Annotated in this window: 16 protein-coding genes and 1 tRNA gene; 10 read left to right on the top strand and 7 right to left on the bottom strand. The window is 68.2% G+C overall.

Features of this window, described 5'->3' with window-relative positions; all coding sequences use genetic code 11:
- Positions 1 to 151: 151 nt before the first annotated feature.
- The 3 genes from topA to QP029_RS05170 are packed head-to-tail and all read left to right on the top strand — an operon-like array spanning position 152 to position 4,428.
- Positions 152 to 3,121, top strand: coding sequence for a type I DNA topoisomerase (gene topA / locus QP029_RS05160; protein ID WP_284875751.1), 2,970 nt, complete (start codon positions 152 to 154; stop codon positions 3,119 to 3,121).
- Positions 3,122 to 3,730, top strand: coding sequence for a lysoplasmalogenase family protein (locus QP029_RS05165; protein ID WP_284875752.1), 609 nt, complete (start codon positions 3,122 to 3,124; stop codon positions 3,728 to 3,730). It begins immediately after the preceding gene.
- Positions 3,727 to 4,428, top strand: coding sequence for a lysoplasmalogenase family protein (locus tag QP029_RS05170; protein WP_284875753.1), 702 nt, complete (start codon positions 3,727 to 3,729; stop codon positions 4,426 to 4,428). The genes QP029_RS05165 and QP029_RS05170 overlap by 4 nt, the downstream gene beginning before the upstream one ends.
- Before the next feature lie 10 nt (positions 4,429 to 4,438).
- Here QP029_RS05170 and QP029_RS05175 read toward each other — a convergent pair whose 3' ends face one another.
- The 4 genes from QP029_RS05175 to QP029_RS05190 form a co-directional block, all read right to left on the bottom strand.
- Positions 4,439 to 4,612: a hypothetical protein gene (locus QP029_RS05175; RefSeq protein ID WP_284875754.1), complete on the bottom strand. Its 174-nt coding sequence runs from the start codon at positions 4,610 to 4,612 to the stop codon at positions 4,439 to 4,441.
- Positions 4,613 to 4,699: 87 nt separating this feature from the next.
- Positions 4,700 to 4,942: a hypothetical protein gene (locus QP029_RS05180; RefSeq protein WP_284875755.1), complete on the bottom strand. Its 243-nt coding sequence runs from the start codon at positions 4,940 to 4,942 to the stop codon at positions 4,700 to 4,702.
- Between the two features lie 127 nt (positions 4,943 to 5,069).
- Entirely contained in the window at positions 5,070 to 5,735 is a 666-nt protein-coding gene (locus QP029_RS05185; protein ID WP_284875756.1) for a YczE/YyaS/YitT family protein, read from the bottom strand.
- A gap of 1 nt (position 5,736) precedes the next feature.
- Positions 5,737 to 7,263 (bottom strand): adenylate/guanylate cyclase domain-containing protein, encoded by a 1,527-nt coding sequence (locus tag QP029_RS05190; RefSeq protein ID WP_284875757.1) that lies wholly within the window; start codon positions 7,261 to 7,263, stop codon positions 5,737 to 5,739.
- Positions 7,264 to 7,334: 71 nt separating this feature from the next.
- Between QP029_RS05190 and QP029_RS05195 the strand changes: the two genes are divergently transcribed.
- The 3 genes from QP029_RS05195 (at position 7,335) to QP029_RS05205 (ending at position 11,018) form a co-directional block, all read left to right on the top strand.
- Complete coding sequence (locus QP029_RS05195; RefSeq protein ID WP_284875758.1) at positions 7,335 to 8,573, top strand: DNA polymerase III subunit delta'; 1,239 nt, start codon at positions 7,335 to 7,337, stop codon at positions 8,571 to 8,573.
- A gap of 66 nt (positions 8,574 to 8,639) precedes the next feature.
- Positions 8,640 to 8,715 (top strand) — tRNA-Thr (locus QP029_RS05200).
- Positions 8,716 to 9,002: 287 nt separating this feature from the next.
- On the top strand, positions 9,003 to 11,018 hold the full coding sequence (locus tag QP029_RS05205) for a glycoside hydrolase family 3 protein (RefSeq protein WP_284875759.1): 2,016 nt from the start codon (positions 9,003 to 9,005) through the stop codon (positions 11,016 to 11,018).
- Here the strand turns inward: QP029_RS05205 and QP029_RS05210 are convergent.
- Complete coding sequence (locus QP029_RS05210) at positions 11,015 to 12,667, bottom strand: AMP-binding protein (protein ID WP_284875760.1); 1,653 nt, start codon at positions 12,665 to 12,667, stop codon at positions 11,015 to 11,017. The genes QP029_RS05205 and QP029_RS05210 overlap by 4 nt on opposite strands.
- A 213-nt stretch (positions 12,668 to 12,880) precedes the next feature.
- Here QP029_RS05210 and QP029_RS05215 point away from each other — a divergent pair, with 213 nt between their 5' ends.
- The 4 genes from QP029_RS05215 (at position 12,881) to QP029_RS05230 (ending at position 16,592) form a co-directional block, all read left to right on the top strand.
- Complete coding sequence (locus QP029_RS05215; RefSeq protein WP_284875761.1) at positions 12,881 to 13,720, top strand: GDSL-type esterase/lipase family protein; 840 nt, start codon at positions 12,881 to 12,883, stop codon at positions 13,718 to 13,720.
- Positions 13,721 to 13,872: 152 nt separating this feature from the next.
- Positions 13,873 to 14,979: an S-(hydroxymethyl)mycothiol dehydrogenase gene (locus tag QP029_RS05220; protein ID WP_284875762.1), complete on the top strand. Its 1,107-nt coding sequence runs from the start codon at positions 13,873 to 13,875 to the stop codon at positions 14,977 to 14,979.
- The gene (locus QP029_RS05225) at positions 14,980 to 15,609 is read left to right on the top strand and encodes an MBL fold metallo-hydrolase (RefSeq protein WP_284875763.1); all 630 of its coding nucleotides are present in this window, start codon (positions 14,980 to 14,982) and stop codon (positions 15,607 to 15,609) included.
- 47 nt (positions 15,610 to 15,656) lie between these two features.
- Entirely contained in the window at positions 15,657 to 16,592 is a 936-nt protein-coding gene (locus QP029_RS05230) for an NAD-dependent epimerase/dehydratase family protein (protein ID WP_284875764.1), read from the top strand.
- A gap of 11 nt (positions 16,593 to 16,603) precedes the next feature.
- Here the strand turns inward: QP029_RS05230 and QP029_RS05235 are convergent, their stop codons facing one another.
- The gene (locus QP029_RS05235) at positions 16,604 to 17,002 is read right to left on the bottom strand and encodes a DUF2304 domain-containing protein (RefSeq protein ID WP_284875765.1); all 399 of its coding nucleotides are present in this window, start codon (positions 17,000 to 17,002) and stop codon (positions 16,604 to 16,606) included.
- The gene (ppgS, locus tag QP029_RS05240) at positions 17,003 to 17,707 is read right to left on the bottom strand and encodes a polyprenyl-phospho-N-acetylgalactosaminyl synthase PpgS (protein ID WP_284875766.1); all 705 of its coding nucleotides are present in this window, start codon (positions 17,705 to 17,707) and stop codon (positions 17,003 to 17,005) included.
- Between the last annotated feature and the right edge of the window lie 9 nt (positions 17,708 to 17,716).

Consider the following 17,716-nt stretch of genomic DNA (forward strand, 5'->3'; position numbering starts at 1 on the left):
CCCCGGGGGAACTTTCCGACTCAACCGTCCCCGACCACAGGAGGGCCATTAAATACTGTGTACGGTGTAGCCCAGAACCGGGAACCGGCTAGAGTCTCCCGGAAAAAGCATCAAGTGCAATGTCTCATCTAGTTGAGAGGGAAGAATTCCCGTGGCAGCAGCGAAGGGATCAGGGAAGACCCTGGTCATTGTGGAGTCGGCGACCAAGGCCCGCAAGATCCAGCCCTATCTGGGCAACGACTACATCGTCGAGGCCTCGGTCGGACACATCCGCGACCTGCCCCGGGGAGCCGCTGACGTTCCCACCAAGTACAAGAAGGAACCGTGGGCCCGACTCGGCGTGGACACCGAACACGGCTTCGCCCCGCTGTACGTGGTCAGCCCGGACAAGAAGAAGAAGGTCGCCGACCTCAAGGCCAAGCTCAAGGAGTGCGACGCCCTCCTGCTGGCCACCGACCCCGACCGCGAGGGCGAGGCCATCGCGTGGCACCTGCTCGAGGTGCTCAAGCCGACCGTGCCGGTGCGCCGCATGGTGTTCAACGAGATCACCAAGCCCGCCATCATCGCCGCCGCGGAAAACACCCGCGAGCTCGACGAGAACCTCGTCGACGCCCAGGAGACCCGTCGTATCCTCGACCGTCTTTACGGCTACGAGGTCTCCCCGGTGCTGTGGAAGAAGGTCATGCCGCGCCTGTCGGCCGGCCGTGTGCAGTCCGTGGCCACCCGCGTCATCGTCGAGCGTGAGCGCGAGCGCATGGCGTTCGTCTCCGCCGACTACTGGGACCTCACCGCCCAGCTGGACACCGGCAACACGGACGAGGACCCGAACAACCCGCGTGCCTTCGCCGCGAAGCTTTCTGCCATTGACGGGCGCCGCGTGGCCCAGGGTCGTGACTTCAACGACCTGGGACAGCTCAAAGGTGATGCGGTGGTCGTCGACAAGCAGAAGGCCGAGGCCCTCGCCGAGGCCCTGCAGGGCGTGGACATGCAGGTGTCCGGGGTGGAGGAGAAGCCCTACACCCGCCGCCCGTACGCGCCGTTCATGACGTCGACGCTGCAGCAGGAGGCCGGCCGCAAGCTGCACTACACCTCGGACCGGACGATGCGCATCGCGCAGCGCCTGTACGAGAACGGCCACATCACCTACATGCGTACGGACTCGATCTCGCTGTCCGAGCAGGGCCTGACCGCCGCCCGGCAGCAGGCCCGCGAGCTCTACGGCGACGCCTACGTCACCGACTCACCCCGGCGTTACGAACGTAAGTCGAAGAACTCCCAGGAGGCACACGAGGCGATCCGCCCGGCGGGCGAGAGCTTCGCCACCCCGGGCCAGCTGCACGGCCAGCTCGACGCCGAGGAGTTCAAACTCTACGAACTGATCTGGCAGCGCACCGTCGCCTCCCAGATGTCCGACGCGAAGGGCACCTCGCTCAAGGTCACGGTCTCGGGCACCGCCACCACCGGCGAGCAGGCGGAGTTCTCCGCCACCGGCCGCACCATCACCTTCCCCGGTTTCCTCCGCGCCTACGTGGAGACCTCCCGCCTCGAGGACGGCCGAGACGTCGCCGACAACGCCGAGCGTCGCCTGCCCAACCTCACCGAGGGTGACCCGCTGACCGCCACCGAGATCACCGCCGACGGCCACTCCACCAACCCGCCGGCCCGCTACACCGAGGCCAGCCTGGTCAAGAAGATGGAGGAACTGGGCATCGGCCGCCCGTCGACGTATGCGTCGATCATCAAGACCATCCAGGACCGCGGCTACGTCCACCCCCGAGGCAACGCCCTCGTGCCCAGCTGGGTCGCCTTCGCCGTCGTCGGCCTGCTGGAGAACAACTTCACCCCGCTGGTCGACTACGACTTCACCTCCTCGATGGAGGACGAGCTCGACGACATCGCCGCCGGCGAGGAGGACCGCACCGAGTGGCTCACCGGCTTCTACTTCGGCAACGCCGAGGCCTCCGACAACATGGCCGAGTCCATCGCCCGCCACGGCGGCCTCAAGGCCCTGGTCGGGGAGAACCTCGAGCACATCGACGCCCGCTCCGTGAACTCCCTCCACCTCTTCGACGACGCCGAGAACCGTCCCGTCTACGTCCGCGTCGGCCGCTACGGCCCCTACATCGAGCGCAAGGTCGGTGAGAAGGACGGCGAGCCGGAGTACCAGCGCGCCAACCTGCCCGAGACCACCACCCCGGACGAGCTGACCCTCGACCTGGCGGAGAAGCTCTTCGCCACCCCGCAGGGCGGCCGCGAACTCGGGGAGAACCCCGCCACCGGCCGCATGGTCGTGGCCAAGGAGGGCCGCTACGGCCCGTACGTCACCGAGGTCCTGCGCGAGGACGAGCGCGAACGCGCCGAGAAGTCCGCCGAGGAGGTCGTGGCGAAGGAACGCGCCGAGGAGGACGCCCAGCGCGCCGCCGAGGGCAAGCGGGCGAAGAACTGGGACACCAAGACCGCCGCCGCCCAGAAGGACAAGCGCATCACCGCCCTGGTGGAGGAGAATCTCAAGCCGGGCACCGCGTCGCTGTTCGAGTCGATGGAACCGGCCTCGGTCACCCTCGACGACGCCCTCAAGCTGCTGTCCCTGCCCCGTGAGGTCGGCACCGACCCCGCGGACGGCGAGGTCATCACCGCCCAGAACGGCCGCTACGGCCCGTACCTGAAGAAGGGCTCCGACTCCCGCTCGCTGGCGAACGAGGAGCAGATCTTCACCATCACCCTCGACGAGGCCCGCCGCATCTACGCGGAGCCGAAGCGCCGGGGCCGTGCCGCCGCGAAGCCGCCGCTCAAGGAGCTCGGCGACAACGACGTCTCCGGCAAGCCGATGACCGTCAAGGACGGCCGCTTCGGCCCCTACGTCACCGACGGCACCACCAACGCGTCGCTGCGCAAGGGTGACTCCCCGGAGACGATCACCGACGCCCGCGCCAACGAACTGCTCTCCGAGCGTCGCGCCAAGGAGGCCGCCGACGGGGGCGCGCCGGCGAAAAAGACCACCAAGAAGTCGGGCAAGAAGTCCACCAAGAAGACGACGAAGAAGACGACGAAGAAAACGACCAGGAAGTTGCCGCCGAAGACCACCAAGCGCGTGGTCAAGGCCGGTTCGCGGAAGAAGTAGATGCGGACGGGCACACCCTACTGGCTGGCCGGCGCCGCCTATGCGGCCTCCCGGGCGGTCGGTTCACGGTGGGTGCGTGACGTGGCCAAACCCCTGGTGGTCCCGTTGCTCGCCGACGCCGTCGTGGCCCTGCCGCGCCGCGACCGTGCCCCCGCCGCCGTCGGTCTGACCGGTGGCTGGATCGGGGACCTGCTGCTGCTGCGGAAGGACCGCCTGCGCCCCGCCGCGGCCGCCTTCGCGCTCAACCACGCCGCCTACCTCGCCCTTCTCCACCGGCGGGGTGCCCGCTTCCGGCCCGGGCCCGTGGCGCTGCGGGCCGTTCCCCTGGCCGCGGCGGCCGTCCTCGGCGGCCGCGAACGGCTCGGCCTGGTCCTCACCTACGGCGGCTTCGTCGGAGCCACTTCCGCGCTCGCCAGCGACCCCGCACTCAGGGGCAGCGGGGCGGCCGCCGGCGGTAACCTCTTCCTGCTGTCCGACTCCCTCATTCTCGTGCGCACCGTGGCCCTGCCCGGGGACACCCCGGCCGCCCGGGCCGTGGACACCGCCGTCGCCGTGACCTACGTTGCGGCGCAGCGTCTGCTCATGAGCGCACTAGCCTGGAGAACATGACCCAGATCCTCAGCCACACCCGCGACGGCGTCGACGCGCTCGTCGCCGCCGTGTCCACCACCCTCACCGAGCCGGAGCGCACCGCCTACCTCACCCTCGGTGAGCTGACCGCCTGGTCGAGGATCCTGCGCTGGCGCCGCGTCGAACTGCTCAGTGCCCCGACCCTGCTGCCGCTGCTGGCGGGCACGATCCTGCGCACGAACCGCGAACCGGTCCTGCTCGCCGGCATGGCCGGCGGTTGGGTGGGCACCCTGGCCAAGCTCAAGGGGCCGGAGACCACCCCGGTGATGGGCATGTTCGGCATCGCGGCGAACCACGCCGCCTACTCCGCGGCACTCGTCGCCCACGGCGCCCGGCCCTCCCTGGTCCGCACCGGCCTGCGCGCCGCGGCCTGGGCCACCGGTGTCGGTCTCGCCGCGTGGAAGAAGAAGCAGCTCATCGCCCCCGCGATCCTCGCCGGCGCGTTCGTCTCCGCGACGTCCACGCTTGCCGACGACCCCGCCCTCCAGGACGGCAGCACCCCCGCCAAGGGCCTGGGTCACGGTGGCAACCTGCTCCTGGTGTCCGAGGGCATCGCCCTGTTCCGGGAGACCATCCTCACCGGCGACTCCCTGCCGTACCGGGTCCTCGACGCCGGCATGGTGGCCTCCAACGTCATCGGCAACATGCTCATGGTGGACGGGCTCACCCGCCGCTGAGGACTGAGGCTCACAGGAAGGGAATGGCGGGCAGCGGCGGGCCGGGATGGATGAGCGCCTCGATGAGCTGCGGTCGCGACTGCTCCTGACACACTGAGTTGGCCAGGCCGAACTCGACGGCCGAGCGGGCGACGGCCACCGCGACATCCTCGGCGGACAGGGAATCCGGCCAGAAGGACCACACGACACCCTCGCTCTCGTGGACGGAGACCGCGCCGGCGAGGCGCAGGTCGTCCCGGGCCTGGTCGATGAACTCGGCGGCATGGTGGATTCACAACCCGCCACGGACGATGATGCGGGCGAGCGTGCCGGAACGGAGTTCGTCGATGTCCGTGACGTGGTGACGGCCGTCGGTGTCGGCGACCGCGTACAAGGAATCCCCGGTGACCAGGCCGAGATCGAGGGCGCCGTCAATGAGGGTGTATGCCCCGTGGGCGGGGCGGGCGCGGAGCTTGCGGGGTCGGGGAACGAAGTCGGTGGTGGGGGTGGGATGGACCGTCAGAGTGGTTGTCATGCGTTCAGCCTCGCAGAAATGTTCGACCCTCCACCACGGTGCGATCCGGCTCTGTGGACAACCACGTCGGTTGTTGACACCCGGACTGTGGCGCTGTGGATGGGGGACGGGTGGGCGTCGATAAGCGTCAGCCGCGGAAGCGCACCAGCACTGGTCCGAGGTGCGGCTGGAGGCGCTTGACGGTGGCGCCGATGAGGAACGCGGCGGCGAGGGTGCCCTCGCGGACGCCGATGAAGCCGCCGAGGAAGGTGAGCGCGAGGATGAGTGCGCTGCTGACCAGGGTGAGGTCGAGCATGATCTTGATGTAGCCGAAGACGAAGAGGGTGCGATCGCCGAAACGGCGGCTCAGTTCCCGGCTGATGGTAAGGACGGTGGCCTCGCCGGGGAGCATGACGGTGTCGGCGGCGATCTGGAAGCAGATGCCCACGCCGAGCAGGCCGATGCCGGCGAGGACGAGAAGCCACTGCTGCCAGTAGGCGTCATGGCTGATCCAGTCGGTGGCCCACAGGGCGAGGTCGTTGAACAGGCCGAAGATCACCAGGATGGGGAGCTGGAGCAGCTGGAAGAGCCGGAAGCGGCGGCGCAGGATCGCCACCTGGAGCGTCACGAGGCCGAGGTTGACCAGGATCGTCGCCGTGCCGAGGGTCATTGGGGTGATGAGGCTGAGGACGTAGGGCAGGGAGGAGATGGTGGTGGTGCCCAGGTCGCTGCGGATGGACAGCGCGATGCCGAGCGCCATGATGAGCATGCCGACGGTGAGCAGCAGCAGGCGCCGCGGGTGCAGGCGTGACATGTCAGGAACGGTCGGCCATCGTCGCGCGGATGGGGCGGGCAAGCTGGGTCATCTCGCGGCGGCCGCGCAGCTCGACGGACTTCATCACGGTCCAGCGGGCCTGCTCGGCCTCGTTGGCGCCGCGGAGGGTGGTGGCGTTGGTGAGCACCCGGCCCGGGGTGTCCTTGGCCAGGTCGGTGAGGCGGGCGGCGGAGTTCACGGCGTCGCCGATGACGGTGTACTCGAAACGGTCGGAGCCGCCGATGTGGCCGGCGACGACATGGCCCGCGGCGACACCGATGCCGGCCTGCAGTTCCAGGCCCTTGAGTTCCTGGCGCAGCTCCCGGGCGGCGGTGAGCGCGTGGGAGGTCGAGTCCGACAGCGGCAGGGGAGCACCGAACACGGCGAGTGCCGCATCACCCTGGAACTTGTTGATGATGCCCTTGTTGCGGTGCACCACCTCGACGACGTGCTCGAAGAACTTGTTCAGCTCCTCGACGACCTCCTCCGGGGTGTGGTTGACGGCGAAGGTGGTCGAGCCGATGACGTCGATGAACAGGACGGCGACCTTGCGGTCCTCACCACCGAGGGTGGGGCGTTCCTCCAGGGCGCGTTTGGCCACCTCGGTGCCCACGTAGCGGCCGAAGATGTCGCGGACGCGCTGGCGCTCCTTTAGTCCGCGCATCATCTCGTTGAACCCGGCCTGCAGGACACCCATCTCGGAGCCGTCATAGATGTCCACCTGCGCGTCGGTGTCGCCGCGGCGGACCCGGTTGATGGCCTCCTGCAGCTCGAGGATCGGGTCGACGACGCTCATGATGGCGAACGTGGTGCCCACGAAGCCGGTGACCAGGGCCGTCAGCGACAGGGCGACGATGCCGGGGATGAGCTCGCCGGCATTGCCCATGAAGAAACCGGCCCGCTGTGCCATGGCCAGCAGGAGGATGCCGAAGACGGGCACCGCCGTGGTCATCACCCACGTCAGCCGCAGGCGCTGGGTGATGGGCGGTTCCAGGGTCGAATCCTCGAAACGCCGGGCCAGTGCCTCCGCCGCGACGGGGCGCACGAGGCGTTCGGCCTCCAGATAGGTCAGCAGCACCACGATCATGCCCGCCAGCGACGTCGCCAGGCCGATGACCACCGCCAGGCGTCCGCTCGACGACGCCGCCACCGCCACCGCGATGGCGATACCGATGGCCCACACCACCAGGCACACCAGCGCCTGGTACACGGGGATCCGCATCACCAGGTTGCGCACCATGTTCGGGTCATGCTGATCCGGGTGCCGCTGCCAGTCCAGCACCGGCCGGAACAGCATGAGCGTGGCGATGATGCCCACGATCACCGCGAACGCCAGGTACCCCAGCCCGATGACCTCCAGATGCGGCACATCCGCCCGGAAACTACGGACCTCCGGCATCGGGATGAGGAACCGGATGAACAGCATGATCGCCAGCGCGCCGATGACATTCGACAGCAGCACGGTCGCGGCATACAGGGGCCACGAGGTGCCCCACAGCCATTTCGCGGCCCGCATAAGTCGACTCATGGTTCCTAACTCTAACCTCCCCACCCCTCCCACGCGGGCAGCACCGTGACAGGGTGAATAGGGTGGGACGGGTGAACAACTCCCCCGTCTCCGAGGCACGTGTCTCGGTGGCCGAGCGACTCGCCGACGCCCCCGCCGTCCGGGACACCGTCCTGCGCGCCGCCGACACCGCCCGCGCCTTCGTCCGCGGCGAGGTCACCGAACTCGGCCACGGCATGGCCCACTCCTGGGTCATCACCGGCCCACCCGGCTCGGGCCGGTCCATCGCCGCCGTCGCCCTCGCCGCCGCCCTCGTGTGCACCGATCCCCACGAGGCCGGTTGCGGCCGCTGTCAGGCCTGCCGCGACACCTTCGCCGACGCCCACACCGACGTCATCCACATCGTCCCCACCGAGCTGTCCATCAGCATCGAGTCCATGCGCACCGTGCGTGTTGAGGCCCGTAAACTGCCCACCACCTCCCCGTGGCGGGTGATCATCATCGAGGACGCCGACCGTCTCTCCGGGCCGGCCGCCGACGCGATCCTCAAGATCGTCGAGGAACCACCGGAGCACACCGTCATCATCATGTGCGCCCCCTCCATCGACCCGGACGACTTCTCGCCCACACTCCGCTCCCGCTGCCGCCACCTCTACGTCCCCTACCCCTCCGTGGACGAGATCGTGCGCATCCTCACCACCGAGGTCGGCGCCTCGCGTGACGACGCCCACCTCGCCGCCGTCGCCTCCCTCCGCCACGTCGGCCGTGCCCGGCGCCTCATCACCGACCCTGCCAACCAGAAACGCCGCGCCAGCATCCTCCACCTCGCCGAGCTCATCTTCCACCGCGACGAAGCCTTCAAGGCCTCCCTCGTTTTCATCCGGGGCGTGGAAAAGCAGATCAAGGCCGAACTCGAGGAGATCAACGCCGACGAACTCGCCGAACTCGAACGCGCCCTGGGCAAGGGCGGCCGAGGCAAGGGAACCCAGAAGGCCATGGACGGCAGCGCCGGTGCCCTCAAGGATCTCACCGACACCCAGAAGAAGCGCACCACCCGCAGCATCCGCGACACCCTCGACCTGGCGCTTGTCGACCTCACCGGCCTCTACCGTGACGCCCTCATGATCCACACCGGTGCCCAGGTTCCCCTGACCCACCCCGACTTCTCCGGCCTCGCCGGCGACCTCGCCGGCCGCGTCAGCGAAACCGGCCTCGTCGACTGCCTCGACGCCGTCGCCCAGTGCCGCGAACGCATCAACGTCAACGTCACCCCCGTCATCGCCTTCGACGGCATGATCGGCCGCATCCGCCAGGCCTGCCAGGTGTCCTGACCGGCAATTTCTCCGATAAACGCAGGTGCGCTAAGCTTGTCCCTCGGTACGCGTTACCTGTACCGCGCCGCCTTAGCTCAGTCGGTAGAGCATCTCACTCGTAATGAGAAGGTCGCGAGTTCGATTCTCGCAGGCGGCTCCACACAACCCCAGGCCACAAGCAGGTAGGTCTGGGGTTTCGTCGTGCCCCCAATTCGGAAACCCCAATTCGACTTGACCAATTTATCGAGAGTCGCCCGCTCGCCTCTCGATAAATTGGTCACGTCGAATTGGGGTGAACGTGACTGATCCGGCCGACACCTGCAACTACCTGCAACCCCCTCCAGCTCTCTCGGGAAGCGACATAAGCTCGGCAGCAGATAATCACCGCCCCGAAAGCCCATCACACCCGAGCAGGCCGGTGGCCCCGGCCGGAAAGCTGGAGGCCTCATGCCCACCCAACCGACCCTGGGCGCCCGCGCCAAACAGATCATCGAGGTCGACGGTCTGAAGTTCCGTGACCTGGACGGCGACGGTCAGCTCAGCCCCTACGAGGACTGGCGGTTGCCGGTCGCCGAGCGGGTCGCCGACCTGGTCGGCCGGATGACCGATGAGGAAAAGGCGGGCCTGATGATCATCGGCTCGCACTACCCGGGGTACTCCGAGTTCCTGCCCCACGCCGAGCCCGGTCGGGTCCTCAATCCGGAGGATGTGTGGCGGGACGCCAACCCGATCACGGGGCAGGCGTATCCGGAGCCGGTGCTGGTGACGTCGTCGACGGACAACGCGGTCAACGTCCGGCATCAGCGGTTCCTCATCTGCCGGGACAATCTGGCGCCGGAGGATCTGGCGACGTGGACGAATGCGGTGCAGGAGGTGGCGGAGGCCTCGCGCCTGGGTATCCCGGTGGTGTTCGCGTCGAATCCGCGTAACCATGTGGCGCTGGTGGCCGAGTTCGGTGTCAACGAGTCGACGGGTGTGTTCTCGGAGTGGCCGAGTGAGCTGGGTCTGGCGGCTCTGCAGGATCCGGAGCTCATGGAGCGTTTCGGTGTGGAGATCGCGAAGGAGTGGCGGGCCGGTGGCCTGCACAAGCTCTACGGGTACATGGCGGATGTGGCGTCGGAGCCGCGGTGGTCGCGCTTCAACGGCACCTTCGGTGAGGACACGGACCTGGTGACGGAGTACATCCGGGCCACCGTGACCGGCATGCAGGGTCCTGAGCTCACGGACACCTCCGTGGCCTGCACGATCAAGCATTTCCCCGGTGGTGGCGTGCGTCTGGACGGCCATGACCCGCACTTCGAGTGGGGTCAGACGAACGAGTACCCGACCGAGGATTCCCTGTCGCGTTATCACCTGCCGCCGTTCCAGGCGGCGTTCGATGCCGGGGTCTCCTCGGTGATGCCGTACTACGCCAAGCCGGTGAACTCGTCGGCGCCGCAGTTGCCGGAGGCGGACTGGTTCGGTCCGACGGCCCAGTTCGATGAGGTGGCATTCGCGTACAACGAGACGTTCCTCTGTGATCTGCTGCGCCGGCAGATGCGCCACGGCGGGTACGTCAACTCCGATTCGGGTGTCATCGACGCGATGTACTGGGGCGTGGAGGAGCTCACCCGTCCGGAGCGTTTCGCCCGTGCGATCAAGGCAGGCACGGACGTCTTCTCCGACATGTCGGATCCGGCGCAGCTGCTCGTCGCCGTCTCCGAGGGGCTGGTGGGCACCGCTGACCTGGATACGGCGGTCTCCCGCCTGCTCTCCGAGATCTTCGCTCTCGGGCTCTTCGAGAACCCCTATGTCGACGAGCAGGCGGCCGGGCAGGTCATCGGCAATGCGGAGGTGTCGGCGCTGGGGCAGCGGGCGCAGCGGGAGTCGGTGACCCTGTTGCGTCACGACGCCGCCCTGCTCCCCCTCGACCCCTCCCGCCCGGTGCGTGTGTTCCCCTACGTCACCGGCCGGACGAAGATCGATGAGGTCCAGGGCAAGCTGGAGGCGGCGATCGGTACGCGGTGGCCGGGAGCGACGGTCGTCGATACGCCGGAGGAGGCCGATCTCGCCCTGGTGTGGGCGCGGCCCGCGATAGCGCTGTTCGAGGACGACCGGGAGGGTGTGTCCCTGTCGGTGGATCCGCGGAACAACGGTGTCGACGTCGACCGGGTCCGCGAGATCGAACGGGCGGTGCCGACGATCCTGCTGGTCAACGTGACGAATCCGTGGCTGCTCGGGGAGATCGAGCCGGACGCCGCCGCAGTCGTGGCGACCTTCGAGATCACCCCGGAGAACCTGCTCGCCTCCCTCGCCGGCGAGGGCGGGGGACCGGCCGGACGCCTGCCGCTGACCATGCCGGTGAGTCCGCAGGCCATCGCCGACTCACCGCGTGACGTGCCCGGCAAGTTCCTCGACGACGACTACGTCTACCGTGACCGGGACGGCGTGGCCTACGCCTACGGGCACGGGATCCGCTTCTAGTTCGGCAGGAGGCGGGGGACGACCTTGCCGGTCTCGTTGCGCGGGAGTTCGTCGACGAAATGGACGTCGCGCGGGATGGAGTGGTCGGCGAGGTTGTCGCGGACGTGGTCGCGGATGGTCTCGTCGGTCAGTGCCTCGCCGGCGGGGGAGTCCTCGCGGACGATCCACACGGCGATGCGCTGGAAGGTGGTGTCGTCGTCGACGCCGGCGGCGAAGGAGTCGGCGACGCCGGGCATGCCGTCGAGGACCTCGTCGACGGAGCGGGGGTAGACGTTCTCGCCGCCGACGATGATCATGTCGTCGATGCGACCAAGGACGCGGAGCTGACCGTGTTCGTCGAGGTAACCCTGGTCGCCGATGCGGACCAGGCCCTGCGCCTGGTCGATGGGGATGGTCGGGTTGGTGTAGCCGGTCAGGGTGGTGGAGTTGCGCAGGTAGATCTGGCCCGGGGTGCCGGTGGGTACCTCGTTGCCGTCCTCGTCGAGGATCTTGAGCACGGTGCCGATGGCCACCTCGCCGGAGACGGTCGGGTCGGCGGCGAGTTCCTCGGCGGAGGCGACGGTGGCGAGGGTGAGTTCGGTGGAGCCGTAGACGTTGCAGAGGATCGGGCCGAAACGTTCGATGGTCTGCTCGACGAGGTGCGGGGTCAGGGCGTTGCCGGAGGAGACGATGAACTCGAGGCGAGAGGTGTCGTAACGCTCGTTGTCCGGGATCTCGAACATCTGCTTGAGGAATATCGGGGAGGTCACCATCGCCTCGAGCCGATGCTCGTCGATGTCGCGGAGGACCTGCTCGGCGTCGAAGATGCGGTGGGTGACGATGGTCGCCCGGGCCGCCAGCGCGATGTTCGTCGCACCCCAGCCCCAGGTGTGGAACATGGAGGCGTGCATCTGGACGCGGATGTCGGCCCGCCACGGGATCTTCTTGAGCATGCCCGCCAGCACCAGCGGCAGTTTCGGCTCCGGCCGCATGACACCCTTCGGGATGCCGGAGGTGCCGGAGGACATGAGCACGATGGGGCCATGGTTCGGGAACACCGGGAGGGAGATGTCGGCGGTGCGCGACGGGGCGTCGACAATGTCGCGCAGCGTGTGCAGGTCATCGTGTTCGCGGGACTGGTGACCGACGATGACGTGGACGCCGGTGCGCTCGACGACCTCGGGGCTGAGCCGGTCGAGGAACTCGTCGTCGATGACGAGGACGTTGATGTCGTTCTCCTCGATGCAGCCGGTGAGCTGCTCGGGGGAGGATCCGACGTTGAGGAGGAAGATGGCGGCGCCGGCGTAACCCTTGGCGGCCATGGGATAGAGGATGCCGCGGCCGTTGCGGGCCATGACGCCGAGGCGGATCTCGTCGAGGCCCAGGCTGACGAGGTGGCGGGCCACGGACTGGGAGTTCTCCCGCAGCTGCCGGTAGGTCAGCTCGCCGTCATCGTCGATGAGCGCCACGCGGTGCGGGGTGGTCTGGTGTCCCTGCTCGACCTCGCGGGCGGTGGTGAACCAGTACCTGGCCAGCACGGACGGGGTGGATGCGACCGCTGCGGGGCCACCGTGGAGGCCGACGATGCCGGAGCGGACGACTCCCGGGATGAAGGACGCCAGGGCCCGGGCGGTGGCGGCGGTGTCTCGCAGGCGGATGGGGAATGACACGGTGGGACTGGCTCCTCGGTAGCAGCAAGGGTGGGCGACAAACTGGTTGACACTGTAGTTAGTTTTCTTTGTCGAAGTAACTCCGGTCGGCTAATCTGCGATTACACCTTAGACGAACCATGTGTGTTACTGGTGTGGTTCATGTGACAAATGTTGTTTCATGTACCAGACTGTCCAGTGACGACACACCATCTCCGCGTAAGGATCCCACGCATGCAGTTGCGCCTGTCCCACCCCGTCACCCGCCGATTCGCCGTCCTCTGGGCCGCCCTCATCATCCTCACGGGCCTCATGTTCGCCCCGCAGTCGGACGCGCAGGAGCGCAACCTGGTCATCTTCGGTGACTCCGTCATCGCGGACCCGCCGGTCGGCGAGTGGATCGGCGGACGCTTCGCCGCCTCCTCCGCGCCGGGTTCCACTGCCGCCTGCCCGACCTCGAACAACAACTACGGTGTCCGTGCCGCCCACAAGGTCGGCCTCTCCCCGTGGGACTACGCCTGCACCGGCACCACCTCCATCTCCCCCGGCCCGCAGTTCTCCACCCAGGTCGACCGCGCCCTCGCCGCCGGCGCCCTGACCCCGGCGACCGCCCGCGTGGTCATCTCCTCCGGCTTCAACGACACCTACAACAACCAGAACCTCTCCGACCAGGACCTGCGCAACCGTTTCGTCGGCGCCATGTCCCCGCAGATCAACCGCATCCGCGCCGCCGCCCCGAACGCCCGCATCCAGATCGTCGGCTACGGCACCATCACCACCAACGACCACATCTGCCTGGTCCACGTCGGTGGCAACATCTCCGACCGCACCCCGGCCCCGCAGGTCGGCCACTGGGAGCGCCAGGCCCAGAACATGCAGATCGATCTGGCCCGCGCCACCGGCGTCGAGTTCGTCGACCTCAAGCCCTCCACCGTCGACCGCGGCATGTGCGGCCCCGACCACCTGCGTGGGTGGGCCGGCCTGGTCGACTTCCACGCCGGCCCCGGCAACCTGCCGTTCCACCTCACCTCCCGCGGCCACGAGCACGTGGCCAACGTGATCGCCGGCAGCTAGCCCGTACTGACGTACCGCACCGACCCCGACCAGGATCCCCTGATCGGGGTCGTCGCATGTCCGGGGTCGGTAGGCGTCGGTAGGCTCGGGGCACTGACATCGGACCCGACATAATTCCGACATAATCCCGACAGACAAAGGAGCGTGCCTCAGTGAGCACCACCGTCACCGGCATCATCGCCAGAACCCAGGGCGCCCCCGTGGAGAGCGCGGAGATCGTCATCCCGGACCCGGGCCCCAACGACGTCATCGTCGCCATCCAGGCGTGCGGCGTCTGCCATACCGACCTGGCCTACCGCGACGGCGACATCGCCGACGAGTTCCCCTTCCTCCTGGGCCACGAGGCCGCGGGCGTGGTGGAGACCGTCGGCGAGGACGTCACCCACGTCAAGGTGGGTGACTTCGTCGTCCTCAACTGGCGGGCCGTGTGCGGCGAGTGCCGGGCCTGCCGCAAGGGTGAGCCGAAGTACTGCTTCAACACCCACAACGCGTCGCAGAAGATGACGCTGACCGACGGCACGGAGCTGTCGCCGGCGCTCGGCATCGGCGCCTTCGCGGAGAAGACCCTCGTCCACGAGGGCCAGTGCACGAAGGTGAACCCGGCGGAGGATCCGGCGGCTGCGGGCCTGCTCGGCTGCGGCGTCATGGCCGGCCTCGGCGCGGCCGTGAACACCGCCGACATTCAGCGCGGTGAGTCGGTCGCCGTCTTCGGCCTCGGCGGGGTCGGCATGGCCGCCATCGCCGGCGCGAAGCTGGCGGGCGCGTCGACGATCATCGCGGTGGACATCGACCCCCGCAAGCTCGAGTGGGCGACCGAGTTCGGTGCCACCCACACCATCGACTCCTCCCAGCTGACGGGTGAGGGTGAGGAGAGCGCGGTCGTCGCCAAGGTGCGGGAGATCACCGACGGCTTCGGCGCGGACGTGACCATCGACGCGGTGGGCATCATGCCCACCTGGCAGCAGGCCTTCTACTCCCGTGATCACGCCGGCCGCATGGTCATGGTCGGCGTGCCCAACCTCACCTCCCGGATCGACATCCCCGCCATCGACTTCTACGGCCGCGGCGGTTCCCTGCGCCCCGCCTGGTACGGCGACTGCCTGCCGGAACGTGATTTCCCCACCTATGTCGACCTGCACCTGCAGGACCGGTTCCCGCTGGACAAGTTCGTCTCCGAGCGCATCGGCCTCGACGAGGTGGAGGAGGCCTTCGCCACCATGAAGGCCGGCGACGTCCTGCGATCGGTGGTGGTCCTCTAAATGAGCCGCCTGCGCATCGATCACGTGGAAACCTCCGGCACCTTCGCCCTCGACGGCGGGGAATGGGAGGTGGACAACAACATCTGGCTCGTCGGCGACGACTCCGAGGTCTACATCATCGACGCCGCCCACGACGCCGCCCCCGTCATCGACGCGGTGGCGGGCCGCAAGGTCAAGGGCATCCTGTGCACCCACGGCCACAACGACCACATCACCGTGGCGCCGGAACTCGCCGAGCTTCTCGACGCCCCCGTCCTCCTCCACTCCGGCGACCTCATGCTGTGGGAGGACACCCATCCGGGCCTGGCACCGGAGACCATGCACGACGGCCAGGTCTTCCACATCGCCGGCACCGACATGCAGGTGCTCAACACCCCGGGCCACTCGCCCGGCTCCTGCTGCCTCTACCTGCCCGAGGCGAATGAGCTGTTCTCCGGCGACACCCTCTTCCAGGGCGGGCCCGGGGCGACGGGCCGCAGCTACTCCTCCTTCGACACCATCATCGAGTCCCTGCAGCGCTCCGTCCTCGACCTGCCGGCCGAGACGATCGTCCGCACCGGCCACGGTGACCACACCACCGTCGGGGCCGAGGCCCCGCACCTGGAGGAGTGGATCCGCCGGGGCCACTAGCCACGATCTAGCCGGTCGTGTCGGTCGGCGCTGCTAGAGTGCAGGGCATGAAGACACTGGTCACCGGCGGCGCCGGTTTCATCGGCTCCCACCTCGTCGATCTGCTCATCGCGGAGGGCCATGAGGTGGTGGTCCTGGACAACCTCTCCCACGGCCGGCTGGCCAACCTGGCCGACGCGGAGACGACGGGCAAACTCACCTTCATCGAGGGGGATCTGCTCGACGTCGACTTCGACCAGATCGTCGCCGAGCACTCACCCGAGGTGATCTTCCACCTCGCCGCGCAGATCGACGTGCGGGAGTCCGTCACCGACCCGATCCATGACGCGGAGACCAACATCCTCGCCACCATCCGGTTGGCGGAGGCGGCACGGAAGAACGGGGTGCGCAAGGTCGTCCACACCTCCTCGGGCGGGGCGATCTACGGCACGCCGGAGGACTTCCCCGTCACAGAGGACGTCCCGGTCGACCCGCACGCCCCGTATGCGGCCAGCAAGTACGCCGGCGAGGTCTACCTCAACACCTTCCGCCACCTCTACGGCCTGGACTGCTCCCACATCGCCCCGGCGAACGTCTACGGGCCACGCCAGGACCCGCACGGCGAGGCCGGCGTGGTGGCCATCTTCTCCCAGCGACTGCTCGCCGGCGAACCGACGAAGGTGTTCGGCGACGGCGGCAACACCCGCGACTACGTCTTCGTCGGCGATGTCGTCCGCGCCTTCTACCTCGCCTCCGGGGAGAAGGGGTCGGGCATGCGCTTCAACATCGGTACGTCGGTGGAGACCTCCGACCGGCAGCTGCATACCCTGGTCGCGGACGCGGCCGGGGCCACCGACGATCCCGAGTACGCCCCCGCCCGCCTGGGGGATGTGCCCCGCTCGGCACTGTCCTACGAGCGCGCCCGCGCCGTCCTGGGCTGGGAGCCGCTGACCTCCATCGAGGACGGGGTGGCGCAGACGGTGGAGTTCTTCCGGAACAACTAGCCGGCGGCTGGTCAGGACGCTGCGGGGTCCTGCTTGGGTGCCCCGGTGGCGTCGATACGTGGCATGGTCTCGTCCGGGAGGACGGGGCTCTGCAGGGCGACGGCGCGGGCGAGGCGGGCGTAGCGCAGTTCCTGCTCGCGGAAGCGGATCCACGTGGACATCGTGGTGAACATGAACGCGATGACCAGCACGTAGAGCAGCAGGTCGGTGCCGCGGTCCACGCCGATCCAGTTCGCCAGGACCGTGAGGTCGTCCGGGCGCAGGACGGCCCAGATCGCGGCGACGATGAACAGCACGAAACCGAGCTTGACGCCGGCTTTCGCGCGGGCCTTGCGGCGGTTGGTGAGGAAGTAGAACGCCAGCGCCACGGTGGCCAGCAGGAGCAGAATCTGCACGATGGTCGCGATCATCTAGAGCCTCCTGGAGAGCATGCCGTCGGCGAGGATGTTCACGCCGTTGATGAGGGACTGGCCCTTGCTCATCGAGTATTCCGTGTACAGGATGTCCACGGGTTCCTCGGCGACGCGCCAGCCCTTCCGGTCGATGAGGGAGACGATCTCCGAGGCATGGGACATGCCGTTCATGCGGATGTTCATCTCGTCGGCGACCTTCCTGTTGAACGCCCGCAGACCGTTGTGCGCGTCCGACAGGCCGAGGCGCCGGGTGGTGGGGGAGAGCATGACCACCGTTTTCAGCACCAGCCGTTTGATCCACGGCACCTGGTCGTCGGCGGCACGCGGCCGGCCGAATCGGGTGCCCACGATGATGTCCAGCGGTTCGGTGCGCAGGCGCTCGACCATGCGGACCACGTCCTTGACCTGGTGCTGGCCGTCGGCGTCGAAGGTGACGAAGTACCTGGCCCCCGGCTGCTGCCGGGCGTACTCGACACCGGTCTGGATGCCGGCCCCCTGGCCGAGGTTGACGGGGTGGTTGACCAGGTGGGCGCCGCCGGCGTGGATGCGTGCGGCGGAGTCATCGGGCGAGCCGTCATTGACCGCGACGATGTTGGGGAACGTCCGGCGGGCGTTCTCGATGACGTCCTGGATGACGGCGCCCTCGTTGTAGCAGGGGATGACCAGCCAGGTGTCCCGGAAGTCTTGTGTGGGCTCGTTCATGGTGACCCT

Source organism: Corynebacterium suedekumii (assembly GCF_030252185.1).
Lineage (GTDB): Bacteria > Actinomycetota > Actinomycetes > Mycobacteriales > Mycobacteriaceae > Corynebacterium > Corynebacterium suedekumii.